Genomic DNA, 14,805 nt, shown 5'->3' on the forward strand with positions numbered 1-14,805 from the left:
CGTGCACGCGTTCGCGCTCCAGGCGTTCAATGGCCTCAGCTACGGGTTGCTGCTGTTCATGCTGTCGGCTGGCCTCACGCTGATCTTCAGCGTGCAGGGCGTGCTCAACTTCGCGCACGCGAGCTTCTACATGCTCGGCGCATACATTGGATACAGCATCGCGGCCCGCGCGGGTTTCTGGGCCGCGCTCGCGCTCGCGCCGCTCGCGGTCGGGTTGCTCGGCGCCGGCTGCGAGCGCTGGCTGCTGCGTCGCGTACAGCCGCATGGATACACGAGCGAACTGCTGCTGACCGTCGGGCTCGCGTACCTGATCGGCGAGGGCGCGAAACTCCTGTGGGGCCTCGCGCCGCTGCCGGCGCCGGTGCCGCCGCTGTTCGACGGTGCGCCCGTGGCCGTGTTCGGCCTCGCGCTGCCGCGCTACCGGCTCTTCATGATGGCGATTGCCACGGCGATGCTGGTCGCGCTCGGCGCGCTGCTGCGCGCGTCGCGCATCGGGCTCGTCGTGCGCGCCGCGCTCACGCACCGCGCGGCCGTCGAGGCGCTCGGCTACGACGTGCCGGGCGTGATGACGGGCCTGTTCGGCGCCGGCACCGCGCTCGCGGCGCTGGCCGGCGTGATCGGCGCGCCGCTTGCGGTGATCGAACCGGCGCTGGCCGAGACCGTCGGGTCGGTGGTGTTCGCGGTCGTCGTGATCGGCGGGCTCGGCTCGCTCGGCGGCGCGTTCGTCGCGTCGCTTGCGGTCGGCTTCGCGCAGACCTTCGCGGCGGCCAGCGACACGTCGCTGCGCGACCTCGCGCAAGGGTCGGGTGTCGCGCTGCCCGACAGCGTCGCTGCCGTGTCGATCGCGCAGCTCGCACCGCTGGTCCCGTACCTGCTGCTCGTCGCGGTGCTGGTCGCCCGCCCGCGCGGACTGTTCGGCGAGCGTGTCGATGGCTAGCCGCGCACGGGCCGGCGCACTGCGCTGGGTGCTGTTCGCCGCGTGCGTCGCGCTGCCCGCGTGGCTGTGGCCGCACGGCGCGGTGCTTGGCTATCTCGCACAGACGGCCGCGCTCGTCGTGCTCGCGCTGTCGTACAACCTGCAGCTCGGTACGACCGGGCTGCTGTCGTTCGGTCATGCAGCCTTCGCGGGCCTTGGCGCATTCGCCGCCGCGCATTGGTTCAATCATGTCGGCGGCCCGCTGCCGCTGTTGCCGCTCGTCGGCGGCGTGGCCGGCGCGGGCTTCGGGTTCATCGCCGGACTGCTCGCGACACGCCGCGCGGGCACCGTGTTCGCGATGATTACGCTCGGCCTCGGCGAGTGCGTCGCGGCTGCGGCGTGGAGCGTGCCGGCGTGGTTCGGCGGCCTCGGCGGCGTACCGATCGACCGCGCGAGCGGCACGCCTTTGGGCGGCTGGCATTTCGGCGCGCAAATGCAGGCCTACGCCGTGATTGCCGCATGGTGCATCGTCTCCGCGGTGGCGATGCACGCGCTGACGCGCACGCCGCTCGCGCGGCTCGCGAACGCGGTGCGCGACAACCCCGCGCGCGTTGCCGCGCTCGGCACCGAGCCGCGTCGCGTGCGGCTTGCGATGGTGACCTGCGCGTCGTTCTTCGCGGGCATTGCCGGCACGTTGACGCTGATCGACGTCGAGATCGCGACACCCGACAGCGTGTCGATGGCGCGTTCGGCGACCGTGCTGATTGCAGCAGTGATCGGCGGCACGGGCACATTCTTCGGGCCGGCGGCCGGCGCGGTGGTGCTGACCGCGCTGAGCGTCGTCGTCGCGGGCGTGTCGCGCGCATGGGCGCTGTATCTCGGCTTCCTGTTCGTCGCGGTCGTCGTCGCGGCGCCGCGCGGGATCGCGGGCATCGCGCAGACGCTGGCGCATGCGTTGCGCGGCGACGCACCTCCCGCCGAGCGCTGGCGCGTGCTGTGTGGCGTCAGCGCATGTGCGTTCTGGGCCGTCGCGATCGTCTGCGCGGCCGAGCTCGGCTATGCATGGCGCTTCGCGCAGGACGACGGCACGGGCATCGCGTTCGGCGCGTGGGGCATCGACGCCGATGCGCCGGCGGGCTGGGCCGTCGCATGCTCGGCGGCCGGCATCGGCACGTTGCTGTGGGGCTGGCGCGCACGGTTCCAGAACCACGGGCAAGGCAAGCGGGGGGACGGGCGATGAGCGGCAGCGCGATCGAGTTGCACGGGATCGTGCAGCGCTTCGGTGTGCAGACCGTGCTCGACGGCGTCGAGCTGAACGTCCCGGCCGGCGAGCGTCACGCGCTGATCGGGCCGAACGGCGCAGGCAAGTCGACGCTGTTCGGCGTGATCGCCGGCGCGACGCGGCCGACGCGCGGGCGCGTCCTGCTGCACGGCGTCGAGCTGCGCGGGCGCGGGCCGATCGTGGCGAGCCGGCTCGGCATCGGCCGCAGTTTTCAGCAGACGAGCGTGTTCGCACGATTGAGCGTGTTCGACAACCTGCGCTGCGCGGCGCTGCATGCGCCGGCCGAGCGGCGGCGCTGGTGGAACCGGCTGCGCGAATCCGCGTCGGTCGATCGCGTGGCCGCGCGCGTGCTGAGCGACATCGGTCTCGATGCGCGGCGCGACACGCCGGCCGGCGAACTCGGCTATGCGGAACAGCGCGCGCTCGATCTCGGCATCGCGCTCGCGAGCGGCGCGCGCACGCTGCTGCTCGACGAACCGACGGCCGGCATGAACCGCGACCAGGCGGCGCGGATGATCGCGCTGATCCGTGCGACGACGCATGGCCGCACGGTGTTGATGATCGAGCACGACATGGATGCGGTGTTCGGCTTCGCCGAGCGCATTACGGTGCTCGTGCGCGGCGCGGTGGTCGCAACCGGCGCGCCCGACGCGATCCGCGCGGACCGGGCCGTGCGCGCCGCCTATCTTGGCGAGGGCGCATGAGCGTGCTGCTCGACATTCGCGGCCTGCGCGCGTGGTACGGGATGCAACCCGTGCTCGACGGTGTCGATCTCGCGCTCGCGCCTGGCGAGACGCTCGCGCTGCTCGGCCGCAACGGCTCGGGCCGCTCGACGCTCGCGAAGGCCGTGATGGGACTCGTGCGCACCGCGGGTTCGGTGCGCGTCGCCGGCGCCGAATGCGCGGGCGCGCGCACCTTCGAGATCGCGCGGCGCGGTGTCGCTTACGTCGCCGAAAGCTGCGACGTGTTTCCGCTACTGAGCGTGCGCGACAACCTGCGGCTCGGGCTGCGCGGCGTGCACGGCACGGCCGAACGCGCGGCGCTCGACCGGTTGCTTGCGCGCTTTCCGCTGCTGGCCGCGCGGGCGGACGTGAAGGCCGGACGGCTGTCGGGCGGCGAACAGCAGGTGCTCGCGCTGGTGCGCGCGCTCGCGGGCCGCCCGAGCGTGCTGATCGTCGACGAACCGGCCGAAGGGCTCGCGCCGCTCGCGGTCGACGAGGTGGGCGCCTGTCTCGCCGCGCTGCAGGCCGACGGCGTCGCGATCCTGCTGATCGAGCAGCGGCTGCAACTCGCGCCGCGGCTCGCGCGGCGCGTCGCGGTGATGGGGCGGGGACGGATCGTCTACGACGGCGCGCTCGACGGGCTCGGCGCCGACGTCGTCAGTGCGTGGCTGAGTGCCGGTTGAGCGCAAGCGCGCCGATTGTTCGGCAAACCCCGCCAGTCAATTCGTGTCGAGCCGCTTTATCGCCGTCGCGCGAACCGCGAATATTGCCAGCAAGGCCGGCGCGCCGCGCACGCGGCAACCGGCCCTCATCCATCGAATGTCTTCCGACTGAGGAATGAAATCATGAGCAAGCTGACAGGCAAGGTAGCGATCGTCACGGGCGGGTCCAAGGGAATCGGCGCCGCGATCGCGAAGGCGCTGGCCGCCGAAGGCGCGTCGGTCGTCGTGAACTACGCGAGCAGTAAGGCCGGTGCCGACGCCGTCGTGAGCGCGATCGTCGAAACGGGCGGCCGTGCGGTCGCGGTGGGCGGCGACGTGTCGAAGGCAACGGACGCGCAGCGCATCGTCGATGCCGCTATCGAAAACTATGGCCGTCTCGACGTGCTGGTCAACAACTCCGGCGTCTACGAGTTCGCGCCGATCGAGGCGATCACCGAAGAGCACTACCGCCGGCAGTTCGACACGAACGTGTTCGGCGTGCTGCTGACGACGCAGGCCGCCGTCAAGCATCTCGGCGAAGGCGCGAGCATCATTAACATCAGCTCGGTCGTGACGAGCATCACGCCGCCCGCGAGCGCCGTGTACAGCGGCACCAAGGGCGCCGTCGACGCCATCACCGGCGTGCTCGCGCTCGAGCTCGGCCCGCGCAAGATCCGCGTGAACGCGATCAACCCGGGCATGATCGTGACCGAAGGCACGCACAGCGCGGGCATCATCGGCTCGGATCTCGACAAGCAGGTGCGCAGCCAGACGCCGCTCGGCCGCCTCGGCGAGCCGGACGACATCGCGTCGGTCGCCGTGTTCCTCGCATCGGACGACTCCCGCTGGCTGACCGGCGAGCGCCTCGTCGCGAGCGGCGGGCTGCACTGATCGCGCGAGTCGGCGCGCGCGGCTACGCGATCATCGCGAGCGCGTTCGCGCCGACATGCCAGCGCAGGCTCTCGATGACGAGTGCGTGATCGCGTGCGTCGTCGAGCCCTGCGATGGTCATCGCGCCGACGATGCCGCCGCCGGCAAGCCGCAACGGCACGCCGCCGCCATCGAGCGCATAGTCGGCGTCCGACAATCCCTGCGACTGCAACGACCAGCCGGCGCGGCGAAAGCGCGCACCGACCTCGAAGGAACTGACGCCGAAACGGAACACCGTGTTCTGTCGTCGGCGGATCGCGTCGCTGTCGTTGGCGCGGCTGCCGTCCAGCGCGCAATAGAACAGCGGCGCGGCTTCACCGACGATGCCGACCGCGATCGGCAGCCCGCGGCGCGCCGCGAGATTGACGGCGATGTCGCCGAGCCGGCGCGCGACGTCGGCATCGAAGTGCGACAGCATCGGCGTCGACGCCGTGTCGCAGAAGGGCGCGGGTGCGAAGCGGGGGAAGGTGGTCGCCATGGCAACTCCGTGTCGTCGCAAATGCGGCTCACGCACGCGTTTTCATCCTGCGTCTCGCGCGCCGGCCGTCGATCGTTCAGCGCATCGATGCGTCAGCGCCCGGGTGCCGCGTCGAGCATCCATTCGTGCGCGGGGTCGTTCTTGAATGCCCACGCGCGGCTCGGCCCGGCCATCACGTTCAGGTAGTACAGGTTGTAGCCATGCGGCGCGACCACCGGGTGATAGCCGCGCGGCACCAGCACCACGTCGTGGTTCTCGACAGCGCACGCCTCGTCGAGGCTGCGGTCGTCCGTGTACACGCGCTGAAACGCGAAACCCTGCGGCGGATCGATCCGGTGGTAATAGGTTTCCTCGAGCGACGTCTCGTCCGGCGCCGCGTCGCGATCGTGCTTGTGCGGCGGATAGCTGCTCGAGTGGCTCGCGGGCGTGATCACTTCGACGACGAGCAGCCGGTCGGCGGCCGGATTGTCGCCCATCAGGATGTCGCACACGTAGCGCGTGTTGGTGCCGTGCCCGCGCACCGCGCGCCGCATCCGTTCGCCGTCGAGGCGCTGCACGCGCTTGTCGCCGCTCGCGTAAGGCGCGGTGCACAGCGCGACTTCCGCATCGCGCGTCGCGACCAGCGTGACGGTCTTGCCGCCCGGCACGTACAGCGCGTCCGGCGACACTTCCTCGAACACGCTGTCGCGCTTGCCGAGCGCATCGTACGTCTCGCCGTCGACTTGCGCGCGCAGCGTACCGGTGAGCACGACGACGCACAGTTCGCGCGCGCCGGTATCGAGCGTTTCGGTGTCGCCGGCCTTCAGGCGCAGCGCGCGAAAGCCGACATGTTTCCAGCCGGCCGACTCGGGCGTCACGTTGCAGATTTCGCGGTCGGCGGATGCTTTGACCAGCAGGGGAGAAATCGTCATGGAACGGGGCTCCGCAATGGGGTGACAGCGGGGTGACAGGGCTTACGCGCTCAACTGGTCGACGATCGCGCGCAGCGATTCGTAGCCCTTCTTCGCGTACTGATAGCTCGGCGCGACGGCCGGGTCCTGCTCGGCTTCGACCACGAGCCAGCCTTCGTAGCCGGCGTCCTTCAGCGTGCGAAGCGTCGCTTCGTAATCGAGCGCGCCGTCGCCCGGCACCGTGAAGGTGCCGTTGATCACGCCGTTCAGGAAGCTCCAGCCGCCGTTGCGCGCCTGCGTGACGACCTGCGGCCGCACGTCCTTGCAGTGCACGTGCACGACGCGCGACACGTGTTTCTTCAGTAGTGCAACGGGATCGGCCGCGCCGCCGAAATACGCGTGACCGGTGTCGAACAGCAGGAACACCTTCGCCGGATCGGTCAGCGCCATCAGCCGGTCGACGTCGGCGGGCGATTCGACGTAAGCGCCCATGTGGTGATGGTAGGCGAGCTTGATCCCGTAGGTCTCGAGCAGGTGCGCGCCGAATGCGTCGAGGCGTGCCGCATAGCGTCGCCAGGCTTCATCGTCGACGAAACGCGGACGCTTCGCGACCGGCGTGTCGATGCGGCCCTGGATCGTGCCCGCGCATTCGCCGTACACCGCGACCTTCACGTCGTTGAACTGCAGCTTCGTCATGTGCGCGCGGCAGCGCTCGATTTCGGCGGCGAGCGCATCGGCGTCGCTCATGCCCGGTTCGACTTCCGCAAGGAAGCCCGAATACCAGCCCGACACGCATACGAGCCCGAATTCGGCGAGCTTCGCCTTCAGCTCGGGGCCCGTCTTCGGAAACTTGTTGCCGAGCTCGAAGCCCGCATAGCCGATTTCGGCGCCTTCCTTCAGCGCCGTCTCGAGCGGCGTCTCGCCGCCGAGCGACGGCAGGTCGTCGTTCATCCACGACAGGGGATTGATACCGATGCGAACGTTCCAGCTCATGACTTGCTTCCTTGGTTCGAATGTTGTTGTCGCGGAGCGGCGGATTGAAACGGAAAGCGTGTCAGCGCCGCTGCCGGGTCTTCGCGTCGAGATACGCGCGATGCGCATCGTCGACGCCGGCGCGCGCGGACACTTGCGGCACCGCGACTTCCCACCACGCGCCGCCGTCCGCGGTCGTGCGCTCGTGCGTCGTGTCGATCACGATGACCTGGCTCGTCTTCGCCGCGCGCGCACGCTTCATTTCGCCGCGCAGCTCGCCGACGTCGCGCACGTGCACGGCTTCGGCGCCCATCGCGCGCGCATGCATCGCGAAGTCGATCGTCGAGCGTTCGCCGCCCTCGGGCACGCAGTCGTCGAGCATGTTGTTGAAGCTCGCGCCGCCGCAGTTCAGTTGCAGCCGCTCGATGCAGCCGTAGCCGCGGTTGTCGAGGATCACGACGATGATCTTGCGGCCGAGCATCACGGACGTCGCGAGCTCCGCGTTGAGCATCATGTACGAGCCGTCGCCGACGATCACGATCACTTCGCGCTCGGGCCGCGCGAGCTTCGCGCCGAGGCCGCCCGCGACCTCGTAGCCCATGCACGAATACGCGTAGTCCATGTGATAGTTGCCCGGCACGCCGCTGCGCCACAGCTTGTGCAGCTCGGCTGGCAGCGTGCCGGCCGCGCACACGACGAGATCGTCGCGCGCGCTGTCGTGCCCCGCGTCGGCCGCGGAGTCGCGCACCGCGCCGATCACTTCCGCGTCGTACGGCAGCGTGTCCTTCGGCACGCGCGTGGTCAGCTCGGTCACGCGCGCGTTCCACGCGGCGGCCTGGTCGCGGTTCGCGGCGGTCCACGCCGCATCCGCCTGCCAGCCCGCGAGCGCGGCCGACAGCTGGCCGAGGCCGGTGCGCGCGTCGGCGATCAATTGCCGGCCGCGTTTCTTGCCCGCGTCGAACGGCTGCACGTTCAGGCTCAGCAGCGTCGCGTTGCCGAACAGCGCGTGCGAGCCGGTCGTGAAGTCCTGCAGGCGCGTGCCGACCGCGAACACCACGTCGGCCTGTGCGGCCGCGCGGTTCGCGGCAGGCGAGCCCGTCACGCCGATCGAGCCGAGGTTCAGTGGGTGGTCCCACGCGAGGCTGCCCTTGCCGGCCTGCGATTCGGCGACCGGCACGCCATGCGTGTCGGCGAACGTGCGCAGCGCGTCCCATGCCTGGCTGTACAGCACGCCGCCGCCGGCGACGATCAGCGGCTTCTTCGCGGCCTTCAGCACGTCCAGCGCATCCGCGAGTTCGAGCGAGTCCGCGGGCGGCCGGCGCATCCGGATCACCGGTGGCGCGAAGAAATCCTCCGGCCAGTCGTACGCGAAGGTCTGCACGTCCTGCGGCAGCGCGAGACACACGGGTCCGCACTGTGCGGGATCGGTCATCACCTGGATCGCGCGCGGCAGCGCCACGAGCAACTGTTCCGGCGACGTGATCCGGTCGAAGTAGCGCGTCACCGGCCGGAAGCAGTCGTTCGCGCTGACGTCGCCCTGTTCGAAATCCTCGATCTGCTGCAGCACCGGGTCGGGCAAGCGCGACACGAACACGTCGCCGGGCAGCAGCAACAGCGGCAGCCGGCCGACGTGCGCGAGCGCGGCGGAGGTCAGCATGTTGGTCGCGCCGGGGCCGATGCTCGACGTCGCCGCCATCATCCGCTGGCGGAAATTCGCTTTCGCGAACGCGACGGCTGCATTCGCCATGCCTTGCTCGTTGTGCGCGCGGAACGTCGGCAGCCGGTCCTTTTCGGCGTGCAGCGCTTCGCCGAGCCCGGCCACGTTGCCGTGCCCGAAGATCGCGAAGACGCCGCCGCAGTACGGCAGGATCTCGGTGCGGCCGTCCGGCTGGACGACTTCGGCGCGCAGGGCGGCCAGGTAGCGCACGAGCGCCTGGCTGACGGTCAGTCTCACGGTGGTGGTCATCGTCTGTCGATCAAGAGGAGTCGGGTGGTCGTCACGGACATCTGCATCAGGCTGCTGCCGCGGTGCGCGCGGCGGCACGGCGGCCGAGCCAGGCGTCGACCAGCTGCGCGAAATTGCCGGCCACTTCGTCGATCAGCGCCTGGTCGTCGATCCGGCCGGCGAGCCAGTGCAGCGACGCGTCGGCCCACAGCGTACGGCCGACCATGAAGCCCTTGACGATCGGGTTGGTCGCCGAGCGGAAGCTGTCGACGAGATACTGCAGCGGCTGGTTCAGCCCGAGGATCACCGCGCCGCGGCAGTACGGGTCGCGCTCGGCAACCAGCGTCTCGAGCCGCGCCCAGCCGTCGGCGCTCATCGGCGCGAGCTTCCACCACTCGGGCATCACGCCGAGGTTGTAGAAGCGCGCGACCGTGCGCAGCACCGCGTCGTCCTCGGTGCCGGCCGGCGTGACCGCGCGCGGCGGAATGATTTCCAGCAGCAACTCGTTGCCGCTCGCGCGCGTGGCTTCCCACAGCTCCAGCACGCGCTGCTCCTGCGCGACGCGCAGGTCGACGTCGTCGTCGGGGTGGTAGTGGACGAGGCACTTCACGACCTGCTCGGTCGGCCAGTGCGTGAGCGACGAGCCGACCGAGCGCGTGTCGTCGAAACACAGCGGCCGCGAGCCGGGCAGTTCGACCGGGCGGCCGACCCACCAGCCGCGGCCGGTGGCCGACGCGAGCGCGTCGCTGCCGTACGCGCCGCCATCGATCAGCACGCCGACATGACCTTCGATATGGCGATCGCGCTCGACCTGTTCGGCCGCGCGCACGAGCAGGCGCTTCAGCGTCTTGATCCGCGCCTCGTCCGCGCCGGCCTGCACCGCGAGTTCGTAGAACTGGCTGCGATGGTCGAACGCCATCACGCACAGGTCGTCCCATTCGCGGCGCGGCACCGTCACGCGATGCAGGTGCGCGAGCGTGCGATCGGCGTCCACCCGCGGATTGCGGCTGCCGCCGAACCAGTGCGCGAGCTCGGCGGGCGTCGGCATCGCGGCCGAACACGCGTGGCGCGACACGACGATCGCGCCGCACGCATTCGCGATGCGCGTCGATTCGGCCCAGTCGCGCCCGCGCAGCAGCCCGGACAGCAGGCCCGACAGGAACGCGTCGCCCGCGCCGAGGACGTTCAGCACTTCGACGCGTTCGCCATGGAAGGTCGGCGCATCCTCGATGCGTGCAGGGATGTCGCCCTCGATCACGCAGCAGCCGAGCGCACCGCGCTTGACCACCAGCGCCGCACCGCTCGCGCGACGCACGGCCTGCAGCGACGCGATCAGGTCGTGCGGCACGCCGCCCGCGATCAGGAATTCTTCCTCGGTGCCGACCAGCAGATCGAATTCGCCGAGCACCTGCTGCAACTGCCGTGTGACCTGCGCGTCCGGCACGTAACGGTTTTCGCCCGCGCCGCGCGCGGTCAGCCCCCACAGCACCGGCCGGTAATCGATGTCGAGGATCCGCACGACGCCGTGGCGGCGCGCGTAGCCGAGCGCGGTCAGCGATGCCTCGCGGGTTCCCGGCGTCGACAGATGGGTGCCCGTGATCGCGAGCGCGCGGCAACCGGCGATGAAGTCCTCGCGGATCTCGTCGGCGCGCACGGCCATGTCCGCGCAGTTCTCGCGCACGAACAGCAGCGGGAACGTGTCGCGATCCTTCAGACCGAGCAGCACCAGCGCGGTCAGCCGTTCCGGATCCGTCTGCAGCTGGCTCGTGTCGCAGCCTTCGCGCTCGAGCGTCTCGCGCACGAAGCGGCCCATCTGCTCGTCGCCGACGCGCGAGATCATCGCGGTCTTCAGCCCGAGCCGGGCGACGCCGAACGCGACGTTGCCCGACGAGCCGCCGAGATACATCTGGAAGCTGCGCGCGTCTTCCAGGCGGCTGCCGTATTGTTGCGCGTAAAGGTCCACGGCGACGCGGCCGAGGCAGGCGAGATCGACGGGGCGGTCAGTCGGAAAGTTCAACGGGCTCATATCACGTATCACGCTCGCGGCCGGCGTTCGACCATGCCGGCGGATTGGGGACCGATCCAGCGACGGATCTTCGTCGCATGTCACGACGCGACGCGAATGCGCCTGCCGCAACGACTCGGGCTACGGAACGGAGTCTAGACTTTTTGGAAATCCAGTTCCCTAGGTGAAATCACGTAGAAATAAATTTCCAAATGTTCGAGGAAGTGATCTACAGTTTCATCCGGATGCTTCAGTCCGTTATCGGACTCGGCCCGGCGGCGCGCAACGCGCCGTTTTCCGCCCCCCGGAGATGAGGAGACAGAGTGATCATGAAGACCAAGCTGATGGCCGCCGCGGCCGCCGCGATCCTGGCCATGCCGCTCGCGCATGCCGAGAAGATCGGCGTGACGATGGCATCGTTCGACGACACGTTCCTGACGATCCTGCGCAACAGCATCGCCGATTCGGCGAAGAAGGACGGCGCGACCGTACAGATCGAGGACGGCGGCAACGACGTCGGCAAGCAGTTGAGCCAGGTCCAGAACATGATCGCGCAGAAGGTCGACGCGATCATCGTGAATGCGGTCGATACCGACGCGACGCCGAAGATCACGAAGATGGTGACCGCCGCGAAGATTCCGCTCGTCTACGTGAACCGCAAGCCGGTCGATTTCGAGAAGTTGCCGGCCGGTGTCGCGGTGGTCGCGTCCGACGAGAAACAGTCCGGCACGCTGCAGGCGCGCCAGGTGTGCAAGCTGCTCGGCGGCAAGGGCGACATCCTCGTGCTGATGGGCGAGCTGTCCAACGAGTCGGCCCGCGCCCGCACCAAGGACATCGAGGACGTGATCGCGAGCAAGGACTGTTCCGGCATGAAGATCGTCGACAAGCGCGAAGGCAAGTGGAGCCGCACGCAGGGCCAGGACATCACGATGAACTGGCTGAGCTCCGGGACGAAGTTCGACGCGATCGTGTCGAACAACGACGAAATGGCGATCGGCGCGATCAACGCGCTGAAGGCCGCGCGCAAGCTGACGCCGAAGACGGTCGTCGCGGGCATCGACGCGACGCCGGACGGGCTCGCGGCGATGAAGAGCGGCGACCTGAAGGTGTCCGTGTACCAGAACGCGGCCGGGCAGGGTGCGCAGGCCGTCGCGACCGCGCTGAAGCTCGCGAAGAAGCAGCCGGTCGACCGCTACGTGAACGTGCCGTTCGAGCTCGTCACGCCCGAGAACATGAACCAGTACGCGAAGCACTGACCGGTTTTTCCGCTGAACTGCGCGGGCCCGGCGCGTCCGGGTTCGCGTGTGAATTTCGAGGAACGTCCATGTTTACAGCCAGGATGGCGCGCTCGATGGCCAGCGAAAGCGCGCCGGCCGCCTCGTTCGCCGCATCGGGTTCGTCCGCTGCGCCCGTCGACGATTGCCTGCTGGAGGTGCGCGGCGTCGGCAAGTCGTTTCCCGGCGTCGTCGCGCTCGACGGCGTGCAGTTCCGCGTGCGCCGCGGCACCGTGCATGCGCTGATGGGCGAGAACGGCGCCGGCAAGTCGACGCTGATGAAGATCATCGCCGGCGTCTACACGCCCGACCAGGGCGAGATCCTGATCAACGGCGAGCCGGTCGTGCTGAGCGGTCCGCTCGACGCGCTCGATCGCGGGATCGCGATGATCCACCAGGAACTCAACCTGATGCCGTACATGACGGTCGCGGAGAACATCTGGATCCGCCGCGAACCGAAGAACCGCTTCGGCCTGATCGATCACGCCGAGCTGCGCCGCCGCACCGCCGCGCTGTTCGAGCGGCTGTCGATCGACATCGACCCTGAAGCCGACGTGCGCACGCTGACGGTCGCGAGCCGCCAGATGGTCGAGATCGCGAAGGCCGTGTCGTTCGACTCGGACGTGCTGATCATGGACGAGCCGACTTCCGCGCTGACCGACAAGGAGGTCACACACCTGTTCCGGATCATTCGCCAGCTGCGCGAGCAGGGCAAGGGCATCGTCTACATCACGCACAAGATGAACGAGCTGTTCGAGATCGCCGACGAATTCTCGGTGTTCCGCGACGGCAAGTACATCGGCACGCATGCGTCGACCGACGTCACGCGCGACGACATCATCCGGATGATGGTCGGCCGCGAGATCACGCAGATGTTCCCGAAGGAGGAGGTGCCGATCGGCGACGTCGTGCTGGCCGTGAAGAACCTCGGCGTCGACGGCGTGTTCCGCGACGTCAGCTTCGAGCTGCGCGCGGGCGAGATCCTCGGTGTGGCGGGCCTCGTCGGCTCGGGGCGCTCGAACGTCGCGGAGGCGCTGTTCGGCGTCGTGCCGGCGACCTCGGGCGAGATCCGGATCGACGGCAAGCCGGTGCGAATTTCCACGCCCGCGCAGGCGATGAAGCACGGGATGGCGTTCCTCACCGAGGACCGCAAGGACACCGGCTGCTTCCTGAATCTCGACCTGCTCGCGAACATGGAAGCGGCGGTGCTCAGCCATCGCTACGTGAAGTTCAATTTCGTGCGGCAGGCGCAGTTGAAGCGCGACTGCGAGGAAATGAGCCGGATGTTGCGCGTGAAGACGCCGGGGCTGCACGAGGAAATCCAGAACCTGTCGGGCGGCAACCAGCAGAAGGTGCTGATCGGCCGGTGGTTGCTGACGCAACCGCGCATCCTGATCCTCGACGAGCCGACGCGCGGGATCGACGTCGGCGCGAAGGCCGAGATCCACCGGCTCGTCAGCGCGCTCGCCGGCAAGGGCGTCGCGGTTCTGATGATCTCGTCGGAAATGCCGGAAGTGCTCGGCATGAGTGACCGCGTGATGGTGATGCACGAAGGCCGGATGACCGGCATCGTCGAGCGCAAGGACGCCGACCAGGTCCGCATCATGGACCTGGCCTCGCGCTGAGCCGCAACAAGCATGGAGACAACTGAAATGGGCAACCTGAATCCGGTCGCGGACGCGCAGTCCATGACGATCAAGACGCGGCACGCGAAGTGGCCGCCCGAGCTGAGCATCTTCCTGGTGCTGGTGGGCATCAGCCTGTTCTTCGAGGTGATCGGCTGGCTCGTCGTCGGCCAGAGCTTCCTGTTCAACGCGGAGCGGCTCGAGATCATCGTGTTGCAGATGGCCGTGATCGGCATCATCGCGGTCGGCGTGAACCTCGTGATCATCACCAGCGGGATCGACCTGTCGTCGGGGTCGGTCGTCGCCGCGGCGGCCGTCGTGTCGGCCAGTCTCGCACAGGTCTCCGATTTTCCGCGCGCGGTGTTCCCGCACCTGACCGACCTGCCGATCATCTGGCCGGTGCTGGCCGGCGTGTGCGTCGGCCTGCTGGTCGGCCTCCTGAACGGCTCGCTGATCGCGCTGACGGGAATCCCGCCGTTCATCGCGACGCTCGGCACGATGGTTGCCGCGCGCGGCTTCGCGAAGTGGTTCACCAACGGGATGCCGGTGTCGATGCTGACCGACCAGTTCGCGGCGATCGGCGCGGGGGCGAACCCGGTCATCATCTTCGTCGTGGTGGCCGCGATCTTTCACGTCGTGCTGCGCTACACGCGCTTCGGCAAGTACACGTACGCGATCGGCGCGAACCGTCACGCGGCCGTCGTGTCGGGCATCAACGTCACGCGTCACCTGGTGTTCGTCTATGCGATCGCGGGCCTCTTGAGCGGGATCGCCGGCACCGTGACGGCCGCGCGTGCGATCTCCGGCCAGTCGGGCATGGGCGTGATGTACGAGCTCGACGCAATCGCGGCCGTCGTGATCGGCGGCACGTCGCTGTCGGGCGGTCTCGGGCGCGTGACGGGCACCGTGATCGGCGTGCTGATCCTCGGCGTGATGACGTCGGGCTTCACGTTCATCCGGATCGACGCGTATTACCAGGAGATGGTCAAGGGCGCGATCATCGTCGCGGCCGTGATCGCCGACCAGTATCGCAACAAGAAGTCGCGCCGCTGAGCGCACGCCTGC

General features: G+C 69.0%; 13 protein-coding genes. 8 read left to right on the plus strand and 5 right to left on the minus strand.

Translation table 11 applies throughout. From position 1 onward, the window contains the following. Nucleotide 1: 1 nt before the first annotated feature. From LGM71_RS04035 to LGM71_RS04055, 5 genes are all read left to right on the plus strand, one after another. Nucleotides 2-937: a branched-chain amino acid ABC transporter permease gene (locus LGM71_RS04035; RefSeq protein WP_226114067.1), complete on the plus strand. Its 936-nt coding sequence runs from the start codon at nt 2-4 to the stop codon at nt 935-937. Further along, nucleotides 930-2,156: a branched-chain amino acid ABC transporter permease gene (locus tag LGM71_RS04040; protein WP_226114068.1), complete on the plus strand. Its 1,227-nt coding sequence runs from the start codon at nt 930-932 to the stop codon at nt 2,154-2,156. The genes LGM71_RS04035 and LGM71_RS04040 overlap by 8 nt, the downstream gene beginning before the upstream one ends. Continuing rightward, nucleotides 2,153-2,902, plus strand: a complete 750-nt coding sequence (locus tag LGM71_RS04045; RefSeq protein WP_226114069.1) for an ABC transporter ATP-binding protein — start codon at nt 2,153-2,155, stop codon at nt 2,900-2,902. The genes LGM71_RS04040 and LGM71_RS04045 overlap by 4 nt, the downstream gene beginning before the upstream one ends. Continuing rightward, the gene (locus tag LGM71_RS04050) at nt 2,899-3,603 is read left to right on the plus strand and encodes an ABC transporter ATP-binding protein (RefSeq protein WP_226114070.1); all 705 of its coding nucleotides are present in this window, start codon (nt 2,899-2,901) and stop codon (nt 3,601-3,603) included. The genes LGM71_RS04045 and LGM71_RS04050 overlap by 4 nt, the downstream gene beginning before the upstream one ends. Nucleotides 3,604-3,765: 162 nt before the next feature. Continuing rightward, nucleotides 3,766-4,512: a glucose 1-dehydrogenase gene (locus tag LGM71_RS04055; RefSeq protein ID WP_059606512.1), complete on the plus strand. Its 747-nt coding sequence runs from the start codon at nt 3,766-3,768 to the stop codon at nt 4,510-4,512. Between the two features lie 22 nt (nt 4,513-4,534). On the opposite strand, the gene LGM71_RS04060 is transcribed toward LGM71_RS04055, so the two are convergent. The 5 genes from LGM71_RS04060 to LGM71_RS04080 form a co-directional block, all read right to left on the minus strand. Next, a complete protein-coding gene (locus LGM71_RS04060) occupies nt 4,535-5,029 on the minus strand; it encodes a heme-degrading domain-containing protein (RefSeq protein ID WP_124903696.1) in 495 nt (164 codons plus the stop codon). Between the two features lie 92 nt (nt 5,030-5,121). Next, nucleotides 5,122-5,940 (minus strand): 5-deoxy-glucuronate isomerase, encoded by an 819-nt coding sequence (gene iolB, locus LGM71_RS04065; protein WP_124626534.1) that lies wholly within the window; start codon nt 5,938-5,940, stop codon nt 5,122-5,124. 42 nt (nt 5,941-5,982) lie between these two features. Next, the gene (iolE, locus tag LGM71_RS04070) at nt 5,983-6,912 is read right to left on the minus strand and encodes a myo-inosose-2 dehydratase (protein WP_151050273.1); all 930 of its coding nucleotides are present in this window, start codon (nt 6,910-6,912) and stop codon (nt 5,983-5,985) included. A 61-nt stretch (nt 6,913-6,973) separates the two neighbouring features. Further along, nucleotides 6,974-8,857: a 3D-(3,5/4)-trihydroxycyclohexane-1,2-dione acylhydrolase (decyclizing) gene (gene iolD / locus LGM71_RS04075; RefSeq protein WP_226114071.1), complete on the minus strand. Its 1,884-nt coding sequence runs from the start codon at nt 8,855-8,857 to the stop codon at nt 6,974-6,976. A 46-nt stretch (nt 8,858-8,903) separates the two neighbouring features. Beyond that, nucleotides 8,904-10,862: a bifunctional 5-dehydro-2-deoxygluconokinase/5-dehydro-2-deoxyphosphogluconate aldolase gene (locus LGM71_RS04080; protein ID WP_059606522.1), complete on the minus strand. Its 1,959-nt coding sequence runs from the start codon at nt 10,860-10,862 to the stop codon at nt 8,904-8,906. 308 nt (nt 10,863-11,170) lie between these two features. Here LGM71_RS04080 and LGM71_RS04085 point away from each other — a divergent pair, with 308 nt between their 5' ends. The 3 genes from LGM71_RS04085 (at nt 11,171) to LGM71_RS04095 (ending at nt 14,793) form a co-directional block, all read left to right on the plus strand. Further along, a complete protein-coding gene (locus LGM71_RS04085) occupies nt 11,171-12,097 on the plus strand; it encodes a sugar ABC transporter substrate-binding protein (protein ID WP_124903702.1) in 927 nt (308 codons plus the stop codon). 68 nt (nt 12,098-12,165) lie between these two features. Beyond that, the gene (locus LGM71_RS04090) at nt 12,166-13,740 is read left to right on the plus strand and encodes a sugar ABC transporter ATP-binding protein (RefSeq protein ID WP_175817630.1); all 1,575 of its coding nucleotides are present in this window, start codon (nt 12,166-12,168) and stop codon (nt 13,738-13,740) included. A gap of 27 nt (nt 13,741-13,767) precedes the next feature. After that, nucleotides 13,768-14,793 (plus strand): ABC transporter permease, encoded by a 1,026-nt coding sequence (locus tag LGM71_RS04095; protein WP_014722872.1) that lies wholly within the window; start codon nt 13,768-13,770, stop codon nt 14,791-14,793. The last annotated feature ends 12 nt before the right edge of the window (nt 14,794-14,805 follow it).

This window comes from Burkholderia sp. AU33545 (genome assembly GCF_020419685.1).
GTDB lineage: Bacteria > Pseudomonadota > Gammaproteobacteria > Burkholderiales > Burkholderiaceae > Burkholderia > Burkholderia diffusa.

Coding starts and splice junctions, on each gene's coding strand:
- LGM71_RS04040 (WP_226114068.1), top strand. CDS start 930: ATGGCTAGCCGCGCACGGGCCGGCGCACTGCGCTGGGTGCTGTTCGCC.
- LGM71_RS04045 (WP_226114069.1), top strand. CDS start 2,153: ATGAGCGGCAGCGCGATCGAGTTGCACGGGATCGTGCAGCGCTTCGGT.
- LGM71_RS04050 (WP_226114070.1), top strand. CDS start 2,899: ATGAGCGTGCTGCTCGACATTCGCGGCCTGCGCGCGTGGTACGGGATG.
- LGM71_RS04055 (WP_059606512.1), top strand. CDS start 3,766: ATGAGCAAGCTGACAGGCAAGGTAGCGATCGTCACGGGCGGGTCCAAG.
- LGM71_RS04060 (WP_124903696.1), bottom strand. CDS start 5,029: ATGGCGACCACCTTCCCCCGCTTCGCACCCGCGCCCTTCTGCGACACG.
- iolB (WP_124626534.1), bottom strand. CDS start 5,940: ATGACGATTTCTCCCCTGCTGGTCAAAGCATCCGCCGACCGCGAAATC.
- iolE (WP_151050273.1), bottom strand. CDS start 6,912: ATGAGCTGGAACGTTCGCATCGGTATCAATCCCCTGTCGTGGATGAAC.
- iolD (WP_226114071.1), bottom strand. CDS start 8,857: ATGACCACCACCGTGAGACTGACCGTCAGCCAGGCGCTCGTGCGCTAC.
- LGM71_RS04080 (WP_059606522.1), bottom strand. CDS start 10,862: ATGAGCCCGTTGAACTTTCCGACTGACCGCCCCGTCGATCTCGCCTGC.
- LGM71_RS04085 (WP_124903702.1), top strand. CDS start 11,171: ATGAAGACCAAGCTGATGGCCGCCGCGGCCGCCGCGATCCTGGCCATG.
- LGM71_RS04090 (WP_175817630.1), top strand. CDS start 12,166: ATGTTTACAGCCAGGATGGCGCGCTCGATGGCCAGCGAAAGCGCGCCG.
- LGM71_RS04095 (WP_014722872.1), top strand. CDS start 13,768: ATGGGCAACCTGAATCCGGTCGCGGACGCGCAGTCCATGACGATCAAG.